Origin of the sequence: Rhodoferax potami, from assembly GCF_032193805.1 — a bacterium.
Taxonomy (GTDB): Bacteria; Pseudomonadota; Gammaproteobacteria; order Burkholderiales; family Burkholderiaceae_C; genus Allorhodoferax; species Allorhodoferax potami_A.
Genome location: NZ_JAVBIK010000001.1, coordinates 3,684,231 through 3,705,826 on the forward strand (window position 1 = coordinate 3,684,231; position 21,596 = coordinate 3,705,826).

18 protein-coding genes are annotated in these 21,596 nt (G+C 60.5%); 8 read left to right on the forward strand and 10 right to left on the reverse strand.

What is annotated here, in order from left to right:
- Position 1: 1 nt before the first annotated feature.
- The 6 genes from RAE19_RS17690 (at position 2) to RAE19_RS17715 (ending at position 6,615) form a co-directional block, all read left to right on the forward strand.
- A complete protein-coding gene (locus RAE19_RS17690; RefSeq protein WP_313876280.1) occupies positions 2–925 on the forward strand; it encodes a pseudouridine-5'-phosphate glycosidase in 924 nt (307 codons plus the stop codon).
- 216 nt (positions 926–1,141) lie between these two features.
- On the forward strand, positions 1,142–2,125 hold the full coding sequence (locus tag RAE19_RS17695; RefSeq protein WP_313876111.1) for a BMP family lipoprotein: 984 nt from the start codon (positions 1,142–1,144) through the stop codon (positions 2,123–2,125).
- Positions 2,126–2,274: 149 nt separating this feature from the next.
- On the forward strand, positions 2,275–3,777 hold the full coding sequence (locus tag RAE19_RS17700) for an ABC transporter ATP-binding protein (protein WP_313876112.1): 1,503 nt from the start codon (positions 2,275–2,277) through the stop codon (positions 3,775–3,777).
- Complete coding sequence (locus RAE19_RS17705) at positions 3,774–4,889, forward strand: ABC transporter permease (RefSeq protein WP_313876113.1); 1,116 nt, start codon at positions 3,774–3,776, stop codon at positions 4,887–4,889. The genes RAE19_RS17700 and RAE19_RS17705 overlap by 4 nt, the downstream gene beginning before the upstream one ends.
- Positions 4,882–5,850, forward strand: a complete 969-nt coding sequence (locus RAE19_RS17710; RefSeq protein ID WP_313876114.1) for an ABC transporter permease — start codon at positions 4,882–4,884, stop codon at positions 5,848–5,850. The genes RAE19_RS17705 and RAE19_RS17710 overlap by 8 nt, the downstream gene beginning before the upstream one ends.
- A 24-nt stretch (positions 5,851–5,874) precedes the next feature.
- Positions 5,875–6,615, forward strand: coding sequence for a hypothetical protein (locus tag RAE19_RS17715; protein ID WP_313876115.1), 741 nt, complete (start codon positions 5,875–5,877; stop codon positions 6,613–6,615).
- A 17-nt stretch (positions 6,616–6,632) separates the two neighbouring features.
- On the opposite strand, the gene RAE19_RS17720 is transcribed toward RAE19_RS17715, so the two are convergent.
- The gene (locus RAE19_RS17720) at positions 6,633–8,399 is read right to left on the reverse strand and encodes an FAD-dependent oxidoreductase (RefSeq protein WP_313876116.1); all 1,767 of its coding nucleotides are present in this window, start codon (positions 8,397–8,399) and stop codon (positions 6,633–6,635) included.
- A gap of 1 nt (position 8,400) precedes the next feature.
- Positions 8,401–8,673, reverse strand: coding sequence for an oxidative damage protection protein (locus RAE19_RS17725; protein ID WP_296510743.1), 273 nt, complete (start codon positions 8,671–8,673; stop codon positions 8,401–8,403).
- A gap of 171 nt (positions 8,674–8,844) precedes the next feature.
- Between RAE19_RS17725 and RAE19_RS17730 the strand changes: the two genes are divergently transcribed.
- On the forward strand, positions 8,845–9,336 hold the full coding sequence (locus RAE19_RS17730; RefSeq protein ID WP_313876281.1) for a disulfide bond formation protein B: 492 nt from the start codon (positions 8,845–8,847) through the stop codon (positions 9,334–9,336).
- On the opposite strand, the gene argA is transcribed toward RAE19_RS17730, so the two are convergent.
- On the reverse strand, positions 9,323–10,669 hold the full coding sequence (gene argA / locus RAE19_RS17735) for an amino-acid N-acetyltransferase (RefSeq protein ID WP_313876117.1): 1,347 nt from the start codon (positions 10,667–10,669) through the stop codon (positions 9,323–9,325). The genes RAE19_RS17730 and argA overlap by 14 nt on opposite strands.
- Before the next feature lie 140 nt (positions 10,670–10,809).
- Between argA and hrpA the strand changes: the two genes are divergently transcribed.
- The gene (gene hrpA / locus RAE19_RS17740; protein ID WP_430962581.1) at positions 10,810–14,892 is read left to right on the forward strand and encodes an ATP-dependent RNA helicase HrpA; all 4,083 of its coding nucleotides are present in this window, start codon (positions 10,810–10,812) and stop codon (positions 14,890–14,892) included.
- A gap of 26 nt (positions 14,893–14,918) precedes the next feature.
- Here the strand turns inward: hrpA and RAE19_RS17745 are convergent, their stop codons facing one another.
- The 7 genes from RAE19_RS17745 to lptF all read right to left on the reverse strand — a co-directional run bounded on the left by RAE19_RS17745 (position 14,919) and on the right by lptF (position 21,584).
- Complete coding sequence (locus RAE19_RS17745; RefSeq protein WP_313876118.1) at positions 14,919–15,488, reverse strand: hypothetical protein; 570 nt, start codon at positions 15,486–15,488, stop codon at positions 14,919–14,921.
- Positions 15,489–15,566: 78 nt separating this feature from the next.
- Positions 15,567–16,742 carry a PQQ-dependent sugar dehydrogenase gene (locus RAE19_RS17750; RefSeq protein ID WP_313876119.1) on the reverse strand — a complete coding sequence of 392 codons (1,176 nt, stop codon included), beginning with the start codon at positions 16,740–16,742 and terminating at the stop codon, positions 15,567–15,569.
- A 76-nt stretch (positions 16,743–16,818) separates the two neighbouring features.
- The gene (locus tag RAE19_RS17755; RefSeq protein ID WP_313876120.1) at positions 16,819–17,979 is read right to left on the reverse strand and encodes a pyridoxal phosphate-dependent aminotransferase; all 1,161 of its coding nucleotides are present in this window, start codon (positions 17,977–17,979) and stop codon (positions 16,819–16,821) included.
- A gap of 4 nt (positions 17,980–17,983) precedes the next feature.
- Positions 17,984–18,949, reverse strand: a complete 966-nt coding sequence (locus tag RAE19_RS17760; protein WP_313876121.1) for a CysB family HTH-type transcriptional regulator — start codon at positions 18,947–18,949, stop codon at positions 17,984–17,986.
- 45 nt (positions 18,950–18,994) lie between these two features.
- Positions 18,995–19,381: a sirohydrochlorin chelatase gene (locus RAE19_RS17765; protein WP_313876122.1), complete on the reverse strand. Its 387-nt coding sequence runs from the start codon at positions 19,379–19,381 to the stop codon at positions 18,995–18,997.
- A complete protein-coding gene (gene lptG, locus RAE19_RS17770; protein ID WP_313876123.1) occupies positions 19,378–20,484 on the reverse strand; it encodes an LPS export ABC transporter permease LptG in 1,107 nt (368 codons plus the stop codon). The genes RAE19_RS17765 and lptG overlap by 4 nt, the downstream gene beginning before the upstream one ends.
- On the reverse strand, positions 20,481–21,584 hold the full coding sequence (lptF, locus tag RAE19_RS17775) for an LPS export ABC transporter permease LptF (RefSeq protein ID WP_313876124.1): 1,104 nt from the start codon (positions 21,582–21,584) through the stop codon (positions 20,481–20,483). Before lptF ends, lptG begins: the two co-directional genes overlap by 4 nt.
- Positions 21,585–21,596: the final 12 nt, after the last annotated feature.

The window sequence follows — 21,596 nt, forward strand, 5'->3', positions numbered from 1 at the left end:
CCTGAATCCTTATCTCGATATCGCACCCGAAGTGCAAAACGCCTTGCAAAACGGCGTGCCCGTGGTGGCCTTGGAGTCCACCATCATTTCTCACGGCATGCCGTATCCGCAGAATGTGAAAACGGCCTTGATGGTCGAGGCAGAAGTCCGCGCCCATGGCGCGGTGCCCGCCACGATTGCGATTGTGAACGGGCGCCTTAAGGCGGGGCTCTCTGAGGCTGACATCGAGCAGCTCGGCCGCTCCGGCCGCGATGTTGTGAAGGTCAGTCGTCGGGATGTGCCGTTTATTGTGGCGGCGGGTGCTACCGGCGCGACCACTGTGGCGTCGACCATGATCATCGCCGCGATGGCCGGGATCCGCGTGTTTGCCACAGGTGGCATTGGCGGAGTGCATCGGGGTGCCCAAGAGAGCTTTGATGTGTCTGCAGACTTGCAAGAGCTGGCACAGACCCCGGTGGCCGTGGTGTGCGCGGGTGCCAAATCCATTCTCGACTTGCGTTTGACCCTCGAGTATCTCGAAACGCACGGTGTGCCCGTCGTGGGCTACCAGACCAAGGCATTGCCTGCATTTTTTACCCGCGACAGCGCGTTTTCGGTGGATTACCGCCTGGACACGCCGCTGGCGATCGCCGAGGTGTTGCACGCAAAGTGGGCCATGGGGCTGAGCGGTGGCATGGTTATTGCAAATCCCATCCCTGCTGAGTATGCAATGCCCAGCGAAGCGATTGATGCTGCGATTGAACAAGCATTGACGGAAGCCCAAGCCCAGAAAATCGGGGGGAAAGAATCCACTCCGTTTTTGTTGGCGAGGGTGTGCGAAATCACCGGGGGTGACAGCTTGGCATCCAATATCCAGCTGGTGCTGAACAATGCACGACTGGCCAGTGCCATCGGACAATCGTTGCAGACGCTGCGCAAGGCCTGAGAGGCAACTTCCGGGTTGCGGAGTTGAGTAAGAGGTATATAACAACCGAGTTATATACGGAGAAGCCCTGATGCGGACACTGGGGCACGCTGTGATTCTTGAACTACAGTGTGGCGTTGTCTGCTGTGGGCGGCAAATGTGTGATTTAAGTGGCATTCGTGCCATTAGTGTGTTGAATAGACCGTTTTTTAACTTGATTGAGAACTGAGAGAAGCTATGAACGTTAAATCTCCTGTGCGCATGACGCTGTTGGCCGCTACCCTGGCCGCCAGTTTCCAGGCTATCGCTGCTGACCCGGCGGTGGTGTTCGATATGGGCGGCAAGTTTGACAAGTCCTTCAACGAAGCGGCTTACAACGGCATCGAAAAGTGGAAAAAAGAGACCGGTAAGAAGTACTTGTCGTTCGAAATCACCAATGAGTCCCAGCGCGAGCAAGCGATCCGCCGTATGGCTGAGCGTGGTGCCAGCCCGATCATCGGTATCGGTTTCGGCCAAGCCTCCAGCATTGAAAAAGTGGCCAAGGAATTCCCCAAGCTGCAATTCGCCATCATTGACATGGTGGTAGATCTGCCCAACGTGCAGTCCGTGGTGTTTAAAGAGCAAGAAGGCAGCTTCTTGGTCGGCACGATTGCAGCCATGGCCAGCAAGACCGGCAAGGTTGGCTTTGTCGGCGGTATGGACATCCCCCTGATCCGCAAATTTGAGTGCGGCTACAAGCAAGGCGCTTTGTTCGCCAACCCCAAGGCAGAAGTCATCGGCAACATGACAGGCACCACCGGCGCGGCTTGGAACGACCCCGCACGCGGCGGCGAGCTGGCCAAGGCTCAGTTCTCCCAAGGCGTTGACGTCGTGTTTGCAGCAGCTGGCGGCACCGGTATCGGTGTGTACCAGGCAGCAAAAGACAGCAGCAAGCTGGCCATCGGTGTGGACAGCAACCAGAACCACCTGCACCCCGGCACGATGCTCACCTCCATGCTCAAGCGCGTGGACACTGCGGTGTACAACGTGGCCAAGGGCCACAAGGCTGGCATGACTGTATTGGGTCTGAAAGAAGGCGGCGTGGATTACGCAGTGGATGCCAACAACGCCAAGCTGATCACCCCTGAAATCAAAAAGAAGGTGGAAGCGGCTAAGGCAGACATCATCAGCGGCAAGATCAAAGTTGCTGACTTCATGGCTGACAACGCCTGCAAGTTGTAATCTGAAAGGGGCCTCCGCGTACGGAGGTTCTCTTTCCTGGTTGTAAAGCCCGCGGTGCTTGCACGTACCGTGGGCTTTTCGCTTCAGGGCAAGAGCCCGATGAGGAGCAGGATTTGAGTGTAGAGAGTACAACGCCCCCGGCGATTCACATGCAAGGCATCAACAAACGGTTTGGGGCGGTAGCCGCCAATGCCGATGTGAACTTGCGGGTGACCAGTGGCACGGTGCACGGCATCGTGGGCGAGAACGGTGCGGGTAAAAGCACTTTGATGTCCATTCTGTACGGCTTCTATCAAGCGGACAGTGGGCAGATCGCGGTGCTTGGCAAGCCGGTAACGATCCGCAATGCAGACGATGCGATTGCCCAAGGCATCGGCATGGTCCACCAGCACTTTATGCTGGTCGATACCCTGACCGCGCTGGAAAACGTCATGTTGGGTGCCGAGCCCCATTGGTTGTTGCACAAGGCCGATGCGACTGTGCGCAGCAAGCTCGAGACCTTGATGCAGGCGACTGGCCTGCAGGTGAAGCTGGATGCGGTAGTCGCCGATCTGCCGGTAGGCGATCGCCAACGCCTGGAAATCCTCAAAGCCTTGTACCGCGGCGCCAAGATTTTGATTCTGGACGAGCCCACCGCCGTTCTGACCCCGCAAGAGACCGAACACTTGTTCAAGGTGCTCCGGGTGCTGCGCGGGCAGGGCACCACGATCCTGTTGATCACTCACAAACTCAAAGAAGTCATGGGCTTGTGTGACACCGTCACGGTGATGCGGGGCGGCAAAGTCGTGCAAGAGATGCCCATTACGCAGGCTTCTGTCGAAAGCCTGGCCGAGGCCATGGTGGGTCGCAAAGTGCAAATGGGTCGGCTGGAGGCTGATGTGCGGCCGATGGGCGAGGTTTTGCTGTCGGTGCGCGATGTGGTGGTGAAAGATGCACTGCAAGTCATTCGTCTGCATGGACTCAACCTCGACTTGCGGGCCGGTGAGATTGTGGGTGTTGCAGGTGTGTCCGGAAATGGCCAGAGCGAGTTGTTGGATGTACTGTCCGGACTGCTGGCCCCCGACGCGGGCAGTTTGGCCACTGGTGGGCAAACATTCAGCGCTGCCCGTTGGCTGGATCCACAAACCGCGCGGGACCTAGGGGTTGCCCATGTACCGGAAGACCGCCACGCACGCGCCATGGTGATGGATTTTGTCGCTTGGGAGTCTGCTGTGCTCGGCTATGACGGCTTGCCCGCCTATTCGAGTGGCGGCTGGATGTCGCACGCTGCCATGCGGGAGGCGACGGCCGGTTTGATGGAGCGCTTTGATGTGCGCCCGCGCGACCCTGAGCTCAAGAGCAGCAAGTTCTCGGGCGGCAACCAGCAAAAACTCGTGTTGGCACGGGAGCTGGGGCAGTCTCCAAAAGTGCTGCTGGTGGGGCAACCGACACGTGGGGTCGATATTGGCGCTATTGAATTTATTTATTCCCAGCTGCGCGCGATGCGCGATGCTGGGTGTGCGGTGCTGGTCGTATCCAGCGAATTAGACGAGATTTTGGCGCTGTCGGATCGGGTGATCGTGATGAATCAAGGACGGGTCAGTGGCGAGTTGGCCATTGAAGATTGCACAGAGGCGGGCATCGGCTTGCTGATGACCGGAGGGTCGCAATGAACGCAAACTATGCATTGCCGCGTTGGGCAGACTTGGTTCTGTTGCCTGCGGTCTGCCTTTTGGTGGCCTTGCTTGCTGCTGCCGGTGTAGTGGCCATGGTGGGGCAGGACCCTGTAGAAGTCATTTCGGTGCTGGTGCAGGGCGCCTTTGGTAGCCAGCGCGGTATCAGTTATACGTTGTACTACGCCACTACCTTTATCTTTACCGGGCTCGCAGTGGCGGTGGCCTTTCACGGCGGGCTCTTCAACATCGGTGGTGAAGGGCAGGCCATTCTGGGCGGCTTGGGTACCGGTTTGATGGCCTTGTGGCTGTCCCATGCGTTGCCTGCTTGGATGATGCTGCCGCTGATGGTGCTCAGTGGTGCCTTGTTCGGGGCCGCCTGGGCTGCGGTACCTGCCTATTTGCAGGCGTACCGTGGCAGCCATGTGGTGATCACCACCATCATGTTTAACTTCATCGCCAGCAGCTTGTTGGTCTACTTGTTGGTGAACCACCTGCGCCCAGCCGGCTCGATGTCGGTCGAGAGTGCCGCATTTGCAGCATCGGCCAAGTTGCCGGGCATGCATGAAGCGCTGGCGGCAATTGGCATTGAGTGGGATGCATCACCCCTCAACATGAGCCTGATCTTGGCCTTGCTCGCCTCGGCCGGGGTGTACCTGTTTTTGTGGCGCACCCGGGCAGGGTATCGCTTGCGGGCGGTGGGCTCCAGCCAAAGTGCGGCGGAGTATGCGGGTATCAACGTGAGGCACCAGATCGTGATTGCGATGGCGATTTCCGGCGCTCTGGCCGGCATGGTCGGCATGAACGAAATCGCCGGCGTCAATGGCAAATTGCTACTTGAGTTTGTGAGTGGTGCCGGCTTTACCGGTATTGCAGTGGCCTTGATGGGGCGCAACCACCCGGTGGGCATCATCTTTGCCAGTGTGTTGTTTGGCGCACTGTTTCAGGGCGGTGCTGAGGTGGCATTTGAGGTGTCGGGCTTCAGCCGCGAAATGGTGGTGATGTTGCAAGGGTTTATCGTGTTGTTCTCCGGGGCAATGGTCTATGTGATTGCGCCGATGCTGGCGTGGGTCTTGTCAAAGTTTGTGAAGTCGGGGGTGCAACATGGATGACACTTTGATCGCAGCCATGCTGGCTTCGACGCTGCGTGTGTCCACGCCGCTGATTTTGTGCGCGCTTGCGGGCATGTTTTCAGAGCGCTCTGGCGTGGTGGATATCGGCTTGGAAGGCAAGATGTTGTTTGCCGCCTTCGCGGCCGGCGCTGCAGGGGCGGCTTACCAGTCGACCGCTTTGGCGCTGGGCTTGGGCGTGTTGGTGGCCGTGGCCTTGTCCTGGATGCATGGCTTGGCCTGCGTCAGCCATAAAGGGGACCAGGTGGTGTCCGGGGTGGCGATTAACATCATCGCAGCCGGCATGACGGTGGTGCTCGGTATCGCATGGTTCTCCCAAGGCGGACAGACGCCGCCGGTCGGGAGCGACGTCCGTATCCAAGCGTTGTTCCCGGGGCTGCCCGAAGCACTCTATGGCATCCCGCTGGTGGGCCGGATCGTGGGCGAGGGGCTGTTGAGCCACAACGCCATGGTCTACCTGGCGCTGGCCCTGGTGCCCGCGTGCTGGTGGGTACTATTCCGCACCCGTTTCGGACTGCGTTTGCGGGCGGTCGGCGAGAACCCGCAAATGGTGGACGCCGCGGGTGTGTCGGTGAGCCGCCTGCGTTATGCCGCACTAACGATCAACGGGGTTTTGTGCGGACTGGCGGGTGCTTATCTGGTGCTGGCGCAAAGTGCGAACTTCTCTGCCAACATGACCGCGGGCCGTGGCTTTATGGCCCTGGCTGCGTTGATTTTTGGCCGTTGGCATCCGGTGGGCGCATTCTGGGCTTGCTTGTTGTTCGGTTTTCTGGACGCAGCGGCCATCCGTTTGCAAGGAGTCCAAATCAGCGGATTCGGCGAGGTGCCCGTGCAATTTATCCAGGCATTGCCCTATGTCTTGACGGTGGTTTTGCTGGCCGGCTTTATCGGCAAGGCCGTAGCTCCCCAGGCATTGGGTCGGCCCTATTCCAAGGAGCGGTAAGCGCAACGTCGCTTGCAGATCACAATGGCAATCACCGTGTGGGTCAAAGTAGTGGGGTTCAGCGATGCCGAGCGGCATACGCTGAACACGCTGTTCCGGGTGTCCCGCACCGATGGACCGAAATACGTGCTTTGGACCCCGCTGGACGGCACTTCGCCCAACGTGGCCTTGATTGATGTGGACAGTTATGAGGCCGGGCTGGACCTGGTATCACCCGGCTTCAACCCACACCTCAAAATCATTGCGGTGGGGGAGTCGGCACCCACGGGCGCTTGGCGCAGCCTGCAACGGCCTGTGGATTGGGGTGGTCTGGTGCAGTCGCTGGATGCGCTGTTTGCCAGCTCCCAAGAGGTGGACATTGATATTTTTACGGACACCTCTGCCGCCCCATCCCCGCCACCGCCGGGAATCCGGTGTGCACTGTTGGTCGGTATACCGCCTGTTGAGACCTACTACCTGAGGGCACGCTTGGCCCTGGCAGGGGTACTGGTAGCGGACGAGGCGCAAACCCAAGAGGCCTGTGAACAGCGTTTGCAGTCCCGCCACTATGGCCTCGCCCTGGTGTTTGTGGATGCTCAAAAGCCGGATCCCTGGGAGTTTGCCAAACACGTGGGGGGCTTGGCCGCACGTCCGCCCAAGCTGATGGCAGTGATGGCATCCCCGGACTGGAGAGCCATCCGGCAGGCAGAGACCATGGGTTACTCCGATGTGTTGGAATTGCCATTCAACCCCCAACAGGTGTTTAGCGCATTCCAAAAGGTCTGAGTGGCCTAGGGCGGCGCTCAGGTGCTGTCACTCTCCACTTCCCGGACGGCACGTCGCTTGCGCAGGCGCTGTGCGTCCATAGATTTGGCCAAGGCACTTTCGACCGGCCAAGGTTCGTGACATATGCGCGCGGCGATCATTTCGGCGCCCAGTGCTGAAAATGTCAAGCCACGCGCGCCCATGCCCACATGCATCCACAGTCCGTTAAGACCGCTTGAATCGACCGGGCCGGCTAAGGGCAATCGATCGTGGGTGACGCATCGGGTTCCGGACCATCCGTTCACTTGGCCGCCCAGAAACAGGGGCGCCGTGGCTCCGGCAGCCTCAGGCAACAGGGTCTGCAGGCGTTCCAGATTCGCGCGGTGCTGTTCTACCAGCGGGGCTAAACGGTGTTGCGCAAGGCTCTCCGGGGTTGGCGTGCTGTCGGGCTCAAAGCCGGAGCCCGCGAGCCAGAAGGGGCCAGCCGGGCCCGGCACCGAGGGGATAAAACAACCATGGCCGTTATGCGGGTGGCTCCAAGCGGGGGACTCGGTGTGCTGTGGCATCGGGCCAGTGCTTGCGGTCCCGTGGACGGCTTGCAGGTCGCCCAGCGTCAAGTGCAGCGAGGGGGCACGGTGCACTTGCATGCCCTCGGCCTCCAGCAGTGTGCGGGTGGCAAATGCGGTGGCCAGGACCACCACCTTCGCTTCTGCCAGCGGGCTGCCGTCTTGGCCCCGAAGAGACCAACGGTCACCGTTTCGCTGCAGTCGGGCTACTGGTTTTGCGTAGTGCACGGTAATGTTGGGGTGCTGCAGCCAGGCTTTCACCAAGGCCGCCGGCTTGACCCACGCAGCCGCATGGTGCAGACGGTCCGGACCTTCTGAAAAACGGTGCTCCAGCACACCGCTCAGTGCCCACTCTTCGCCGCCTTGCAGCAGATCTTTGCAGTGTTGCAACATTAACTTGGCACCGACCCGCGAGAGCCTTGAGCGCGGGCTGTCATCGGCAGACACGTGGGGCACCACCAAGCCGACCGGCAGGCCAGACGCCCCGGCAGCGGCGTGTACCGCTGCCTCCAGCACCGTGACTTGCCAGCCCCGGCGGGCGAGGGCGTAAGCCACACTGGCGCCTGATATTCCGGCACCGACCACACAGCATGAGGGTGCCGTTGCCAGGACCTCCGGCGCCAAAGGGGGCTCTTTGCTGCCCAAGGGCCAGGGCGGGTCGAAAGTGGCGTTGACGGTTCCCGTCGCTAAAACGGAGCTGCAACGCACAAAACCAGCTTCCAGCAGCCACTCCACAGGCGCATCTGGAGGAAGCTGCGCCTGTAGCGTTGCACCGCGGGCGCACAGACGAGACAAAGCCTTGGCCGTCCATTTGCTCCACAGGTTGGCGCCTGCGGAAAACCAGACGGTGTTGGCAAATAGCTTGTGGTCGCCCAAAAACGTGTGGCTGTCGTCGATGGACAGTGTCAGTGACACTTGTCCCCGGTCGAGCAGTATGCGGTGGATGCTGGCGTCGCGGTCTTGCAGTTCATGCAAGAGCGATAGGTACAAGTCATCTGCATCGGATTCGGTCACCGCGAGCTCACGCCGCAGCAGATCAAGCCCGTCGGGCGAGATATGCCCCACGTAATGCAGCATGACCGGGCGCGCCGGGTCGGCGCGCCACGCACGCCAGGTGGCTACAAATCGATGGGCTTGCTGAAAGTCTGTATCCAGAATCGTCCACGCCGCGCGGTGCGCCCAGGCATCGGGCAAGCCGCTATGGGCGGAGTCTGCCGCGCAGGCGTTGGAGTCAGGCACCTCAGGCGCTGGGGGGAACGTAGCCTTGCGCTGCGTCTGCACCGTCGCCGAAGAAATGGTTTTCCATCTGGCGGGCCAGGTACTGGCGGGCCCGGGCGTCGGCCAAGTTCAGGCGATTTTCGTTGACCAGCATGGTTTGGTGCTTGAGCCAGGCAGCCCAGGCCTCTTTGCTGACGCCTTCCCAGATGCGTTTGCCCAATTCACCGGGGTAGGGCGCGAAATCTAGGCCTTCAGCCTCTTTGCCCAGCTTGATACAGTTAACGGTGCGTGCCATGGGAAAACCTCTTAATCGATGGTGTAAAAACGAAAGGCCGCATCTTATTCGCTTTGGCCTGACCTTTGCGGTTCAGGGAACTTCAGTCACGCTATGCGCATCAACCCACCACGGCGCTGGGCCGCTGTGCAACTCAATGAGGGATAGATTTTGAATTTGGTTTTTAGCTGGATGGATAAGGCGCCGCGTCGTGTGTTCAGTGCGGTCTTCCTCGCCTGTACCGCGATGTTGGCGTTTGGCATGTACCTGCAGCACGTGGTGGGCTTGGAGCCGTGCCCGATGTGCATCGTGCAGCGCTATGCTCTCATTTTGGTAGCTATCTGCGCAGCATTGGCGGCGGCTAGCGGCCGAAAAGGCTTGCAAGTGGCCGGTTCTGTATTGCTCGTGGTGTTTGCAGTGGCCGGCGCCTATGTGGCCGCGCGCCAAAGTTGGCTGCAGTGGTACCCGCCCGAGGTGGTGTCCTGCGGGCGCGATCTCTACGGGATGATTGAAACCTTCCCCCTCAAGCGCGCATTGCCCATGATCTTCCGCGGCGGTGGCGACTGCAGCAAGATCGACTGGACATTCTTGGGCGGCACCATCGCCAACTGGTCGTTTATTTGCTTCAGTGCCTTTGCGGTATTTGGCGGTCTGATGACCTGGCGCCGGCTTAAAGCCGCTTGACCAGGACCTGACTCTTACGGTCCCAGTTGTATTTGCGCTTGCGGGCCTCGGGCAACCACTCGGGGTCTACTTGCACAAAACCGCGCTTGATAAACCAATGCATGGTGCGGGTGGTCAGCACAAAAATACTGTCGAGCCCCGCCGCTTTGGCGCGCTGTTCGATGCGTTTCAAGATGCGCTCACCATCCCCTTGGCCTTGCACTTCCGGTGACACGGTGACCGCCGCCATTTCAGCGGTCTTGGCTTCTGGGTAGGGGTAGAGGGCGGCGCAGGCGAAGATCACCCCGTCGTGCTCAATGATGGTGTAGTTACCCGCGTCGCGCTCGATCTCCGTGCGGCTGCGTTTGACCAAGGTGCCATCGCGCTCAAAGGGTTCAATCAGCTGCAGAATGCCGCCCACGTCTTCCTCGGTCGCTTCGCGCAGACTTTCCAGTTTTTCGTCCACCACCATGGTGCCAATGCCGTCGTGCACATACACCTCCAGCAGGATGGCGCCATCCACCGCAAACGGGATGATGTGGCTGCGCTCCACGCCCGATTTGCAGGCCTTCACACAGTGCTGCAAATAAAAGGCGACATCGGTAGGCTGGTTGGCGGCGGGCAGCGCCTTGAGCAGTTTTTCGGCTGCCGCTAAGGGCAGCTCGGTATCAATCGGGTTGTCTTCGCTGGCGGGCAGCTCCGGATCTATGCGGATGCCGGGCACCTCGGTCAGAAAAATCAATTTGTCGGCCTGCAGCGCGGTGGCCACACTGGTAGCCACCTCTTCCATGGCGAGGTTGAACGCCTCGCCGGTGGGCGAAAAGCCGAAGGGCGAGAGCAGCACCATCGCACCCATGTCGAGCGTTTTGGTGATGCCTGCGATATCCACCTTGCGCACCAGCCCGCTATGCTGAAAGTCCACCCCGTCCACGATGCCCACCGGGCGCGCGGTGATGAAGTTGCCTGAAATCACCCGCACCGTGGAGTCGGCCATAGGCGTGTTGGGCAGGCCCTGGCTGAACGCCGCCTCAATCTCGTAGCGCAGCTGGCCGGCCGCCTCTTGGGCGCAATCCAGCGCCACCTCGTCGGTGATGCGGATGCCATGGCTGTATTTGGGGGTGTGGCCCTTGGCCTTGAGCTGCTCGTTCACTTGGGGCCGGAAGCCGTGCACGAGCACAATTTTCACCCCCATGCTCTGGATCATGGCCAGGTCTTGCGCCAGGTTGTGCAGCTTGCCGGCAGCAATCGCTTCACCTGCAATACCCACCACAAAGGTCTGGTTGCGGAACTTGTGGATATAGGGCGCAACGGACCGGAACCAGGGAACAAAGGTGAAGTTGAAGACAGAGGTCATTGAAGGGCGGGTAGGCCGGTAAGGGTTTGTCAAGGCGGGGATAATCCGTGATTCTCTACGAAGACCACGCCTTGACTGCCAGCACCTTGAAAATCGAATTCCCAGAGTCGCTCCCGGTGTCGGGCAAACGCGACGAAATCATGGATGCCATTGCGGCGCACCAAGTGGTTATCGTCTGCGGCGAAACGGGCTCGGGCAAAACCACACAGCTGCCCAAAATTGCCCTGGCCATGGGCCGCGGCAAACTCAACTATCCCGCAGGCGAGCGCGGCAAACTCATCGGCCACACCCAGCCCCGCCGGATCGCGGCCAGCAGCGTGGCCAAGCGGATTGCCGAAGAGCTGCACACGCCTCTGGGCGATGTGGTGGGTTACAAGGTGCGTTTTAACGACCGGCTGGGCAAGGATGCGTCGGTCAAGTTGATGACGGACGGCATTTTGCTGGCTGAGACGCAAACCGACCCGCTGCTCAAGGCCTACGACACGATCATCATTGACGAGGCTCACGAGCGCTCGCTCAACATCGACTTCTTGCTGGGCTACCTGCGCCAGATCCTGCCGCGCCGCCCGGACTTGAAAATCATCGTCACCTCGGCCACGATCGACGCACAGCGCTTTGCGGACCACTTCAAGTCCGCCAAGGGCCCCGCGCCGGTCATCATGGTCTCGGGGCGCATGTTCCCGGTGGAGCAGCGCTACCGCCCGTTTGAAGAAAGCCGCGAGTACGATCTGAACGACGCGATTGCCGATGGCGTGGACGAGCTCTGGCGCGACCCGCATAACCAGGGCGACATCCTCGTCTTTTTGCCCGGCGAGCGCGAAATCCGCGAAGCGGCGGACCACCTGCGCAAACACCTGAGCCACCAACCGGTGATGCGCAATGCCGAAGTGTTGCCCCTGTTTGCCCGCCTGAGCCCAGCAGAGCAGGATCGCATTTTCGACGGCCACACCGGCCGGCGCATCGTGCTGGCCACCAACGTGGCCGAGACCTCGCTCACCGTGCCAGGCACCCGATACGTGATTGACGCAGGCACTGCGCGCGTGAAGCGCTATAGTTTTCGTAGCAAGGTAGAGCAGTTACTGGTAGAGCCCGTCAGCCAGGCAGCGGCCAACCAGCGGGCCTGCCGCTGCGGTCGGGTAGCCAACGGCATTTGCATCCGGCTCTACGACGAAAAAGACTTTGCCGGCCGCGAGCGCTTCACCACCCCGGAAATTCTGCGCAGCTCGCTCGCGGGCGTGATTCTGCGGATGAAGTCGCTCCACCTCGGTATCGTGGAAGACTTCCCGTTTCTGGAGCGGCCCACAGGCCGTGCCATCGCAGACGGCTACCAACTGCTCAACGAGCTGGGCGCGGTCGATGAGGCCAACGAACTCACGCCCCTGGGCCAAGAACTCAGCCGATTGCCGCTCGACCCACGTGTCGGCCGCATGCTGCTGGAAGCCCGCAGCCGTGAAGCACTCGACGAGGCACTGGTGATCGCCAGCGCCCTGAGCGTCCAGGATGTGCGCGACCGGCCCATGGAGGCCCAGCAGCAGGCGGACACCGCCCACCAAAAGTTTGACGATGAAAAGAGCGAATTCACCGGCTACCTGAAGCTGTGGAAGTGGATCCACGATGCGCGAGGCGGAACTACGCCCGCAAAACCGGGGGTGGGGAGCGGTGGGCGTTCTGCGCAGGTAAAGGAGGAGCCCGCAAAGCGGGCGGGGGACACGGAGCAGAGCGCCCGCAGACCCCAGCTCCCAGCGAGCGCCCACGGATCAGCGCACACCGCAACCCACAAACTCACCAATCGCCAATACGAACAACTCCTTCGCCAGAACTTCGTCAACATCCGCCGCGTGCGCGAGTGGAAAGACATCTACAGCCAGCTCCATACCGTGGTGGCTGAGCACAAATGGCGCCTGAACACCCAGCCCGCCAGCTACGAACAGTTGCACCTGTCCATGCTCTCTGGCCTGCTGGGCAACATCGGCTGCAAGCTCGAAGAAGGGCAAAACGGCGAATACCTGGGCGCCCGCAGCATCAAATTCTTTGCCCACCCCGGCGCCCACCTGACCAAAAAACCGGGCAAATGGATCGTTGCCTCGGAGTTGGTGGAAACCACCCGCTTGTTCGGCCGCGGCATTGCCGCCATCGAACCCCATTGGCTGGAACAAGTGGGCGGCCATTTGCTCAAGAAACAGCTGCTGGACCCGCACTGGGAAAAGAAAGCCGCCGAGGTTGTGGCACTGGAGCGAGCCACGTTGTATGGCATCGTGGTCTACAGCGGCCGCAAAGTGAACTACGGCCGGGTCGACATGGCCGGTGCGCGCGAAATTTTTATCCGTGAAGCCCTGGTTGGCAAAGAGTGGGAAACCACCTTGCCCTTCCTGGCCGCGAACCACAAGCTCATCAAGCAGGTCGAAGAGCTGGAGCACAAGGCCCGCCGCCAAGACGTGCTGGTGGACGACGAGCTGATCTACGCCTTCTACGACCAGCAGCTGCCTGCCGACGTGTGCAGCGGCTACAGCTTCGAGCGCTGGTACCGCGAAGAGGTGAAAAAGCAGCCCGAGCTGCTCAAACTCACCCGCGAGGAGCTGATGCGCCACGAGGCGGCAGGCATTACCACCGCATCCTTCCCCAAAACCATCCGTTTGGGCGGTGTCGATTGCGCAGCGACCTACCTGCACCAACCCGGTGACGCCAGAGACGGCCTGACCGTGACCGTGCCCCTGTTTGTGCTGAACCAAGTCAACGATGAGCGCTGCGAATGGCTGGTACCCGGCATGCTCAAGGACAAAGTGCAGGCCTTGCTCAAAACCCTGCACCAGCGGCCGCGCAGCCGCCTGGTGCCGCTGCCCGACACCGCCGCCAAGTTCGCTGAGGCCTTGAACGCTCCTGAAAAATTCGGCACCGGCGGGCTGGTGGAAGCCGTGCTCAAGTTGGTGCGAGACGCCACTTCGCTGGACATTGTCAAAGCCGACATCAAAGTCGACATGCTCAGCCCGCACTTCTTCATGAACTTCCGCGTAGTGGACGAACATGGCCGCCAACTCGGCCATGGCCGTAACCTGGGTGCATTGAAGGCGGAGCTAGGCAGCCAAGCCCGCGGTGCTTTCCAAGCGCTAGCTAGCTTGAAGCTGGCCCAAAACCAGTCAGATAGCACAGATACCAGCCTACCGCCAGGAGCTGGTTTGACCGGGCGCTCTGCGCAGGTCAAGGAGGAGCCCGCAAAGCGGGCGGGGGACACGGAGCAGAGCGCCCGGTCAAATCAGCGCCCAGCGCACACCAGCTCTGCGCGGCAAGCTACAAAAAACGTAGCAAATGGCAATCCATCCAAGAATGCCGCCCCCAGCATCCTAGACGGCCGCTTCACCACCTGGACCTTCGGCGAACTCCCCGAGCTGCTGGAAATCCGCAAAGGCGGCCAGACACTCATTGGCTTCCCCGCATTGATCGATGCCGGCGACGCGGTGACGGTGGAGGTGTTCGACGAACCCGAGGTGGCCGCCGCCAAACACCGCGCCGGCTTGCGACGCCTCTTTGCACTGCAAATCAAAGACGCCCTCAAATACCTCGAGAAAAACATTCCCGACCTGCAAAAAATGGCGGTGGCCTTCATGCAGGTCGGCACCTTGGAGGGCGGCAAATCTGCCACCGGCGGCACCGTAGAAGAGTTGCGCGAACAAATCATTGCCGTGGCCCTGGACCGCGCATTTTTGCTGGATCCCTTGCCGACCGATGAGTTCGCCTTCAAACGCCGGATCGACGAAGGCCGGGGGCGCCTCACCTTGATTGCCAACGAAGTGGCCCGCTTGGCGGGCACGGTGCTGCAGGAATACGCAACAGCCGCCCGCAAAATCAAAGACACCAAAAATGCCCCGGATGCGGTGGCAGATGCAGCCCAGCAAATCACCCGGCTTATCCCTAAGCGCTTTCTGCAAGCCACGCCCTGGGACCGCCTGCAACATCTGGCACGCTACCTCAAGGCCATCACCCTGCGCCTTGAGAAATACCGTGCCGATCCGGCCCGCGATACCGCACGGTTGACCGAATTGCGCCCGCAGGAGCAGCGCTACTGGCGCTTGGTCGCAGAACGCAAAGGCGTGCAGGACGAGCGGATGCAAGAGTTCCGCTGGCTGCTCGAAGAGTTGCGGGTCAGCTTCTTTGCCCAGGAGCTGCGCACGCCCCAACCGGTAAGTGTGAAGCGCCTGGACAAGGCCTGGGCACAGCTGGGGAGCTAAGCTTTCGGGCGTGAGCGCCCGAGGGGTCAGCCTTCTGGGGGCAACAACATCGCGATGCGTTCGCTGATGGAGTCCGCCCGTTCGTGGCCTGCTATTTCTTCTACCGCGCTGATCATGTCGCGTGCGGCGGCGAGCATGGTGTCGCGGTCTTTGGCATTTCGGAGCGCTTCGCGGAATGCTTCGGCACGCGCGGGGTCGCGCCGCACAAACATGCGCTCACAGATGTCAAACAAGAACATCCGCGTGGTGGCTAGAGACCGCTTGCCCTCGAAACTATCCGCAGACGATGTAGCGGTGACAACCTCGGTCAGCACCTGCGGTGCGACCGGGTGTGAAGCAGGTGCCGGAGCAGGCGCGCTTTTGGGGGTGGCGCGAGGCGCTCTGACCGCTGACGCAGGTTCATCCTGCGGCACCAGATAGCCACTTTGCATCAGGTGGGTAGCCAGGCGCATCGCATCGCCGTGGAACAGGTGGTTGATGGCTTCGACCGTATTGCGGCCGTCCGCGAGGATCAGCATCGCCCGTTCACGCTGTCCGAGCGTGCGATTCCCGATTTGCAATTCTGTCCGCGCTTTGTCGGTTTTGAGTAGTTGCATGGTCCTTCTCCAACGAAGGCCGCATTACAACCACACCAGATGACAAGCCGGTGAAGGTGGCAGGCTTGCCGTAGTGGCTCAGCGCGGCAGAACCCGCAGCAGGCGCCCGCGCGAGGCGTCGGTCAGCAGATAGAGCCAGCCATCAGGGCCCTGGCGCACATCCCGCACCCGTTCTTTCAGGTCTTGCAAATAGGCCGTTTCGCGCAGCACCCGGCCGCCAAAGGGCTCGCTGAGCTCGAGTCGGGCCAGGTAGCCGAATTTGAGGGAGCCCACCACCAGGCTACCGTGCCAGCCGGGGCCGTAGCGTTGGCTGCTTACAAAGGCCATGCCAGAGGGGGCGATGGACGGTGTCCAGTAATGGTCTGGTTGCTCCAGCCCGGGCTGTGTGGTGATGCCCGCGCCAATTTTTCCGCCCCCATAGTTCTCGCCATAGGTAATCAGGGGCCAGCCGTAGTTGCGCCCACGTTGGACTTTGTTGATTTCGTCGCCGCCCTGGGGGCCATGCTCGAGTTCCCACAAGGTGCCATCGGGGGCTTGCACCATGCCCTGGGGATTGCGGTGGCCCAGGCTCCAGATTTCAGGCAGTGCTCCGTTGGCGCGCGCAGCGGCGGTGGCAAACGGGTTGTCTGCAGGCACGGTGCCGTCTTTGCGGATGCGAATCACCTTGCCATGGTGGTTGTTCAGGGTCTGGGCGTCGTCTTTTTTGCTGAAGCGTTCGCCGAGGGCCAGGTACAGGGTACCGTCGGGTTTGCCATCGCGCTGTCCCTCGGTGATGCGGCACCCGAAGTGCGCGCTGCTGCTGAACTTGGGTTTCTGGCTGAACAAGACCTGCAGGTCCAGCAGGCGGGTGTTGTCCGGGCTGAGTGTGGCACGCGCCATGGCAGTGCTGTTGCCGGATTCGCCCGGCTCGGCGTAACAAAAATAAAGCTGGCGATTGCTGGCAAATGCACTGTCCAGCACCAGATCGAGCAGGCCGCCCTGACCGCGGGCATCGATGGCCGGGAGGCCACTCACCGGCGGGCTGACCTGGCCTTTGGCGCTCACCACGCGCAAGCGCCCCGGCCGCTCAGTGACCAGAAAGCCGCCCTCGGGCAGAAACGCCACGGCCCATGGATGCTCCAAGCCGGTGGCCACGGTCTCGGTGCGCAACGATTCAGTTTGTGCAGCCGCAAGGCCTGCCCAGAGACCGGCGCTTGCGGCCAGACAGAGCGCTGCTTTGCGCAAGTGACGTATCACGGTGACAGTGGATGCCATACGGTATTTATGCATAAAACAGCCTCTAGCCCAGATGAAGGTTGCTGGTGTAGCTATGAAATCAATAGCAGCGTAATCACAAGGTCTTGAGGCGTTCCAGGGCGCTTTGGAGTGTGCTGTCTTGCTTGGCAAAGCAAAAGCGCACCACTCGCTGGTCAAAACCATTTCCATAAAAGGCCGAGAGCGGTATGGCGGCCACCCCGACCTCGCGGGTCAGCCATTGGCAAAAATCGGCCTCGTTCAAGTCGCTTACGTCGGAGATGTCCACGCATTGGAAATAGCTGCCTTGGCTGGGCAAGAGCTTGAACCGAGTACCTGCGAGTCCCGCGCGGAAGAGGTCGCGCTTGTGTTGGTAGAACGCGGGCAGCTCGAGGTAAGGCGCCGGGTGGGCCAGATACGCGGCCAGCGCATGCTGGACCGGGGTGTTGACGGTGAACACATTGAACTGGTGCACCTTGCGGAACTCCGCCATCAAGGCCGCAGGGGCAGCGACCGTGCCCACTTTCCAGCCGGTCACATGGAAGGTTTTGCCGAAGCTCGACACCACAAAGGCCCGAGCTGCGAGGCCGGGAAAGCGGGAAGCGCTCTCGTGGGCTTGGCCATCAAACACCATGTGTTCGTACACCTCATCGCTGATGAGCAACACGTTGGTCGGTGCCAGCAGGTCCTGGAGGGCCAGCATGTCGGCCCGGCTCCAGACCGTGGCGCTGGGGTTGTGTGGCGAGTTAATGAGCAAGGCCCGTGTTTTGGGCGTGATGGCCGCGCCGATTTTGGCGAAGTCGGGCCGGAAGGTGCCCGGAGTCAGGGGCACACGCACCACGACGCCACCGGCTAGCTCGATGTTGGGGACATAGCTGTCATAGCAGGGCTCCAGCACAATGACCTCGTCACCCGGATGCACCACAGCGAGAAGGGCGGTCAGGATCGCCTGGGTCGCACCGGCGGTAATGGTGATTTCGGTGTCGGGGTGATAGGCCTTGCCATGCAGGCCAGCGATCTTGGCTGACACGGCCTGCCGCAAAGCCGGCACACCAGCCATGGGCGGGTACTGGTTGTGTCCTGCTTGCATGGCTGCGGTCACGGCATCGACCAACTTCGGGTCGCACGCAAAGTCCGGAAAGCCTTGACCAAGATTGACCGCTTTGTGCTCAGTGGCGAGCGCCGACATGACGGTAAAGATCGTGGTGCCCACATTCGGCAGGCGGCTGGAGAGCGGGGGTGTCAATGCAGTAGTCATGGTTTCACAACTCATAATCGTTTACGTGGCCTTCCATGGCCTTGGCGATCAGCGCGCGGTTCAGGCGGCTGCTTAAAAATTCCGCAAAAGTGAACACGAAATTGCGCAAATAGGCGCTGCGCTTGAAGGCTACTCGAGTCACGTTCTGGCCGAACAGGTAGCCCGCGGGTCGCACCACCAAGCCGCCACGGGCGCCGTTTTTCTCCATGTCCTCCACCACATCGGTGACCGCCATTTCAGCCGCAATGCCGATGCCCAAGCCCAGGCGCACATAGGTCTTGATCACGTCGGAGTCAATCGCTTCGAGCGAAATCCGAGGCTCCAGCTTGCGGGCCTCAAACGCTTGGTCAATTTTGGTGCGTCCGGTAAAGGACGGGTGGTAAGTGATGAGCGGCTCGGCAGCGACGTCTTCCAGCGTGACATGCTCTTTCAGGGCCAAGGGGTGGTCGGCGGGCAATACCAGCACGTGTTGCCACTCGTAGCAGGGCAGGGTGACCAGTTCGCTGTAGTTGGACAGGGATTCGGTGGCGATCCCGATTTCGGCCACATCGTCGATCAGCATGCGGGCGACCTGGTCAGGCGCGCCTTGGTGCAGGCTCACATTGACCTTGGGAAAGGCTGCGCGGAGTTGTGCCACCTTTTCCGGCAGCACATAACGGGCTTGTGTGTGGGTGGTGGCGATCGATAGCGTGCCGCTGTCCTGCGAGCTGTATTGTTCGCCGATGCGCTTGAGGTTGTTGACCTCACGCAGGATCAACTCGATGCTTTTGAGCACATGCTGGCCTGGCTCGGTGATGCGCTTGAGGCGTTTGCCGTGGCGGGCAAAGATGTCGATGCCCAGCTCTTCTTCCAGCTCAATAATGGCTTTGGACACACCCGGCTGCGAGGTATGTAGTGCCTTCGCCGCCTCGGTCAGGTTGAGGTTGCGGCGCGCGGCTTCTTGTACGAAGCGGAATTGGTGAAGGTTCATATCGAATTCCAGCTAAAGAAGGAATTCATTATGCCTCAGGGGGATTTATGCCTCGGTCGGATCCAACGCAATAGATGCCAACATCTGCACCAGGCGATCGTCTTCCCCCACCGCCTTCTGGAGGTGGAAATGCACCGCCGGATGGTCGGCGCGCAATTGGGTTACCAATTCAGGCAAATCCTCGCGGGCATGGCGGCCTACGCCCAAAAACATGGGCACGATGGTGATGCTGCCGACGCCCGCACCAGTGAGTTGCGCCACGGTGTCGGGCAGGTCAGGCTGGCTGAGCTCTAGGTAGGCACAGGCCACTTCGACGTCTGCTGACTGGCTGCGAATGCGCGCGGCCACCGCCTCCATGGGCTTGTGCCACAGCGGGTCGCGGGAACCGTGGGCGAACAACACAATTGCGTGGCGGGGGGCGGGGCTTGTCATCGTCGGAGTACCAACCAGGTAAAGGCTGCAAGAGAAAAGAAAGAGTAGATCATGCCCGGCAGGGCCGCTGTGATCCAAGGCTGCCAACCCTGTAAGTTCCCAAGGTCATTCACTACGTTGTTCAGCAACACAAAGCTGATGCCTGCCATCACGCCACCAAAGGTGTAGCTGGCGATGCCACCCGAGCGGAAATGCAAGTAGGCAAATGGCAATGACAGCACCACCATCACCAGGCAGCTCAAGGGATAGAAGACTTTTTTCCAGAATTGGATCTCATACTTCTGGGCGCTCTGGCCGTTGGCATTGAGATGGCGGATGTACTGGAACAGGTCAATCGTGCCCATGCGCTCGGGCCGCAGTACCGCTGCGGCCACCATTTCGGCGCTGATTTGGGTGGGCCAACGGAAGGTATCGAACGCCGCGCGGTCCACTTTCGGGATCTGGTTTGGGCCGGATGTAAATTCGGTGCGCTCACCGTTGGCGAGCATCCAGGATTCATCGCTACCGAAAGTGCCTGTTTTGGCCTCGGTCAGAGAGACCACAAAGCCCTGGTTGTCGAATTCGTAGACCCTGATGTCTTTGAGGGTTGCATCCGATGCCAGGGAACCCACGTTTACCGAGTAGCTGCCGTAAGCCTGCTTTTCTTTCAGCCAGGCGCCGGTTTTACCCACACTGATCTTGCCCTGAAAGCGGGATTTGAGCAGTTGGGCTGTTTTGTCCGCCAAGGGGGCCACATAGTCGCCAACCGCAAAAGTAAACAAGACAAAGCCCAAGCCCAGCACCATCAAGGTCCGCAACGCCTTCCAAGGGCCCAAGCCACTGGTACGCAGAATCGTGAACTCCGAACTCCGGGCCAAGCGGGCCATCACAAAAATGGTGCCGATGAGTACCGTGATAGGAAACAACTCGTACACGTGGGCTGGAATCATCAGCGCGACATAAATCAGCGCCTGCGGCACTTGGTAACCACTTGCGCCCAGCCGGGTGACTTGTTGGAGTTCTTCCACCACGTCAAAGAAAAAAAACAGTGCGATGAATGCCAGCGTGACCAGCGCCACTGCGGTCACCACTTCTCCGTACAGGAGTTTGCGCAACGTCTTCATGCGGAGCCCTCCTTACGGGTGTTGCGGCGCGGCAGTCGGAGCGCCCAGTGGTTGTGTCGCTTGAACAACCACAACATGCTCAGCAAAAAAACACCGCCATGCAACTGGAGCAGCATGGGAACGAGCTCTGCTTTTCCGCTCTCGACCCAATTTTTGGCCAGCACCAAGAGATTGAAATACACCACAAAGGCCAGAAACGCGAAGATCAGATTGGTGCTCCGCCCTGCGCGGGGGTTGGCCCCTGCGGCGGCCAAGCCGATCCAAATTAAGTTGAAGGCGGCCAAGGTCAATCCGGCTCGCCAGGCGAGTTCAGCAAAGTGCTGAGGGTTTTGGGTCCGCAGCAACTCGAGGGTGGTTTTGGCATTGGACGGGGAGTAGTCGCGGCCGGAGTTGTCGTCAGCACCGACCCGGGCGCCGTAGCGCTCGAAGGTGCTGAGTGTCATGTCATTTTTGCCGGTGGTCCGCTCCAGACGTTGCCCTTCCTGGAGCACCAGAAACTTGTCCCCATTCATGACCTCGACGGTTCCAGAGCGCGCGCTGGTGATGGTTTGCTTGTTACCTTCTTGGGTAGAGATGAAAACGTTCTTGCCTGTTTGTTGGCCCCTGCTGTCTTTTTCAATAAAAAAGACCCGGTCACCATTCGCTGACTCTTGAAACTGCCCCGGCTCAATGCGCGCGATGTCGCCGCGCTTGTCGTACCGGTCGCGCAGGTCTTCAATTTTGCTGAATGACCAGGGCAAGATCACGAATGCCAACGTCAAAACCACCAGCAAAATGGGCCAGGCGAACCGGAGCAGAGGGCCGACCAAGCCCAATAACCCGCGCCCGCTGCCGAACCAGATCACCATTTCGCTGTCGCGGTACATCCGGGTGACAACCGTCAACACCGAAATAAACAGACTCATCGACAGGATGGTCGGCATATCCGAGAGCACGGTGTAGCCCATGATGATCAGCACGTCGGCTGGATTGAAGGTGCCGCGCGAGGCTTCGCCCAAGGTGCGCAGCAGCGTCATGGTCATGACGACGGTCACCAGAACGACCAGCGTCGCGCCGAAACTGCGGCCTAACTCTTTGCGAATGGAGGAATGGAATAACATTGTGCGAAACGA

What these genes read in the sequence shown, in the direction of transcription:
- RAE19_RS17715 (WP_313876115.1), top strand. Translation starts at nt 5,875, where the DNA reads ATGGCAATCACCGTGTGGGTCAAAGTAGTGGGGTTCAGCGATGCCGAG.
- RAE19_RS17730 (WP_313876281.1), top strand. Translation starts at nt 8,845, where the DNA reads ATGGATAAGGCGCCGCGTCGTGTGTTCAGTGCGGTCTTCCTCGCCTGT.
- RAE19_RS17745 (WP_313876118.1), bottom strand. Translation starts at nt 15,488, where the DNA reads ATGCAACTACTCAAAACCGACAAAGCGCGGACAGAATTGCAAATCGGG.
- RAE19_RS17765 (WP_313876122.1), bottom strand. Translation starts at nt 19,381, where the DNA reads ATGACAAGCCCCGCCCCCCGCCACGCAATTGTGTTGTTCGCCCACGGT.
- RAE19_RS17695 (WP_313876111.1), top strand. Translation starts at nt 1,142, where the DNA reads ATGAACGTTAAATCTCCTGTGCGCATGACGCTGTTGGCCGCTACCCTG.
- lptG (WP_313876123.1), bottom strand. Translation starts at nt 20,484, where the DNA reads ATGAAGACGTTGCGCAAACTCCTGTACGGAGAAGTGGTGACCGCAGTG.
- RAE19_RS17760 (WP_313876121.1), bottom strand. Translation starts at nt 18,949, where the DNA reads ATGAACCTTCACCAATTCCGCTTCGTACAAGAAGCCGCGCGCCGCAAC.
- RAE19_RS17755 (WP_313876120.1), bottom strand. Translation starts at nt 17,979, where the DNA reads ATGACTACTGCATTGACACCCCCGCTCTCCAGCCGCCTGCCGAATGTG.
- RAE19_RS17725 (WP_296510743.1), bottom strand. Translation starts at nt 8,673, where the DNA reads ATGGCACGCACCGTTAACTGTATCAAGCTGGGCAAAGAGGCTGAAGGC.
- RAE19_RS17705 (WP_313876113.1), top strand. Translation starts at nt 3,774, where the DNA reads ATGAACGCAAACTATGCATTGCCGCGTTGGGCAGACTTGGTTCTGTTG.
- lptF (WP_313876124.1), bottom strand. Translation starts at nt 21,584, where the DNA reads ATGTTATTCCATTCCTCCATTCGCAAAGAGTTAGGCCGCAGTTTCGGC.
- RAE19_RS17710 (WP_313876114.1), top strand. Translation starts at nt 4,882, where the DNA reads ATGGATGACACTTTGATCGCAGCCATGCTGGCTTCGACGCTGCGTGTG.
- RAE19_RS17700 (WP_313876112.1), top strand. Translation starts at nt 2,275, where the DNA reads ATGCAAGGCATCAACAAACGGTTTGGGGCGGTAGCCGCCAATGCCGAT.
- hrpA (WP_430962581.1), top strand. Translation starts at nt 10,810, where the DNA reads ATGGATGCCATTGCGGCGCACCAAGTGGTTATCGTCTGCGGCGAAACG.
- RAE19_RS17750 (WP_313876119.1), bottom strand. Translation starts at nt 16,742, where the DNA reads ATGGCATCCACTGTCACCGTGATACGTCACTTGCGCAAAGCAGCGCTC.
- argA (WP_313876117.1), bottom strand. Translation starts at nt 10,669, where the DNA reads ATGACCTCTGTCTTCAACTTCACCTTTGTTCCCTGGTTCCGGTCCGTT.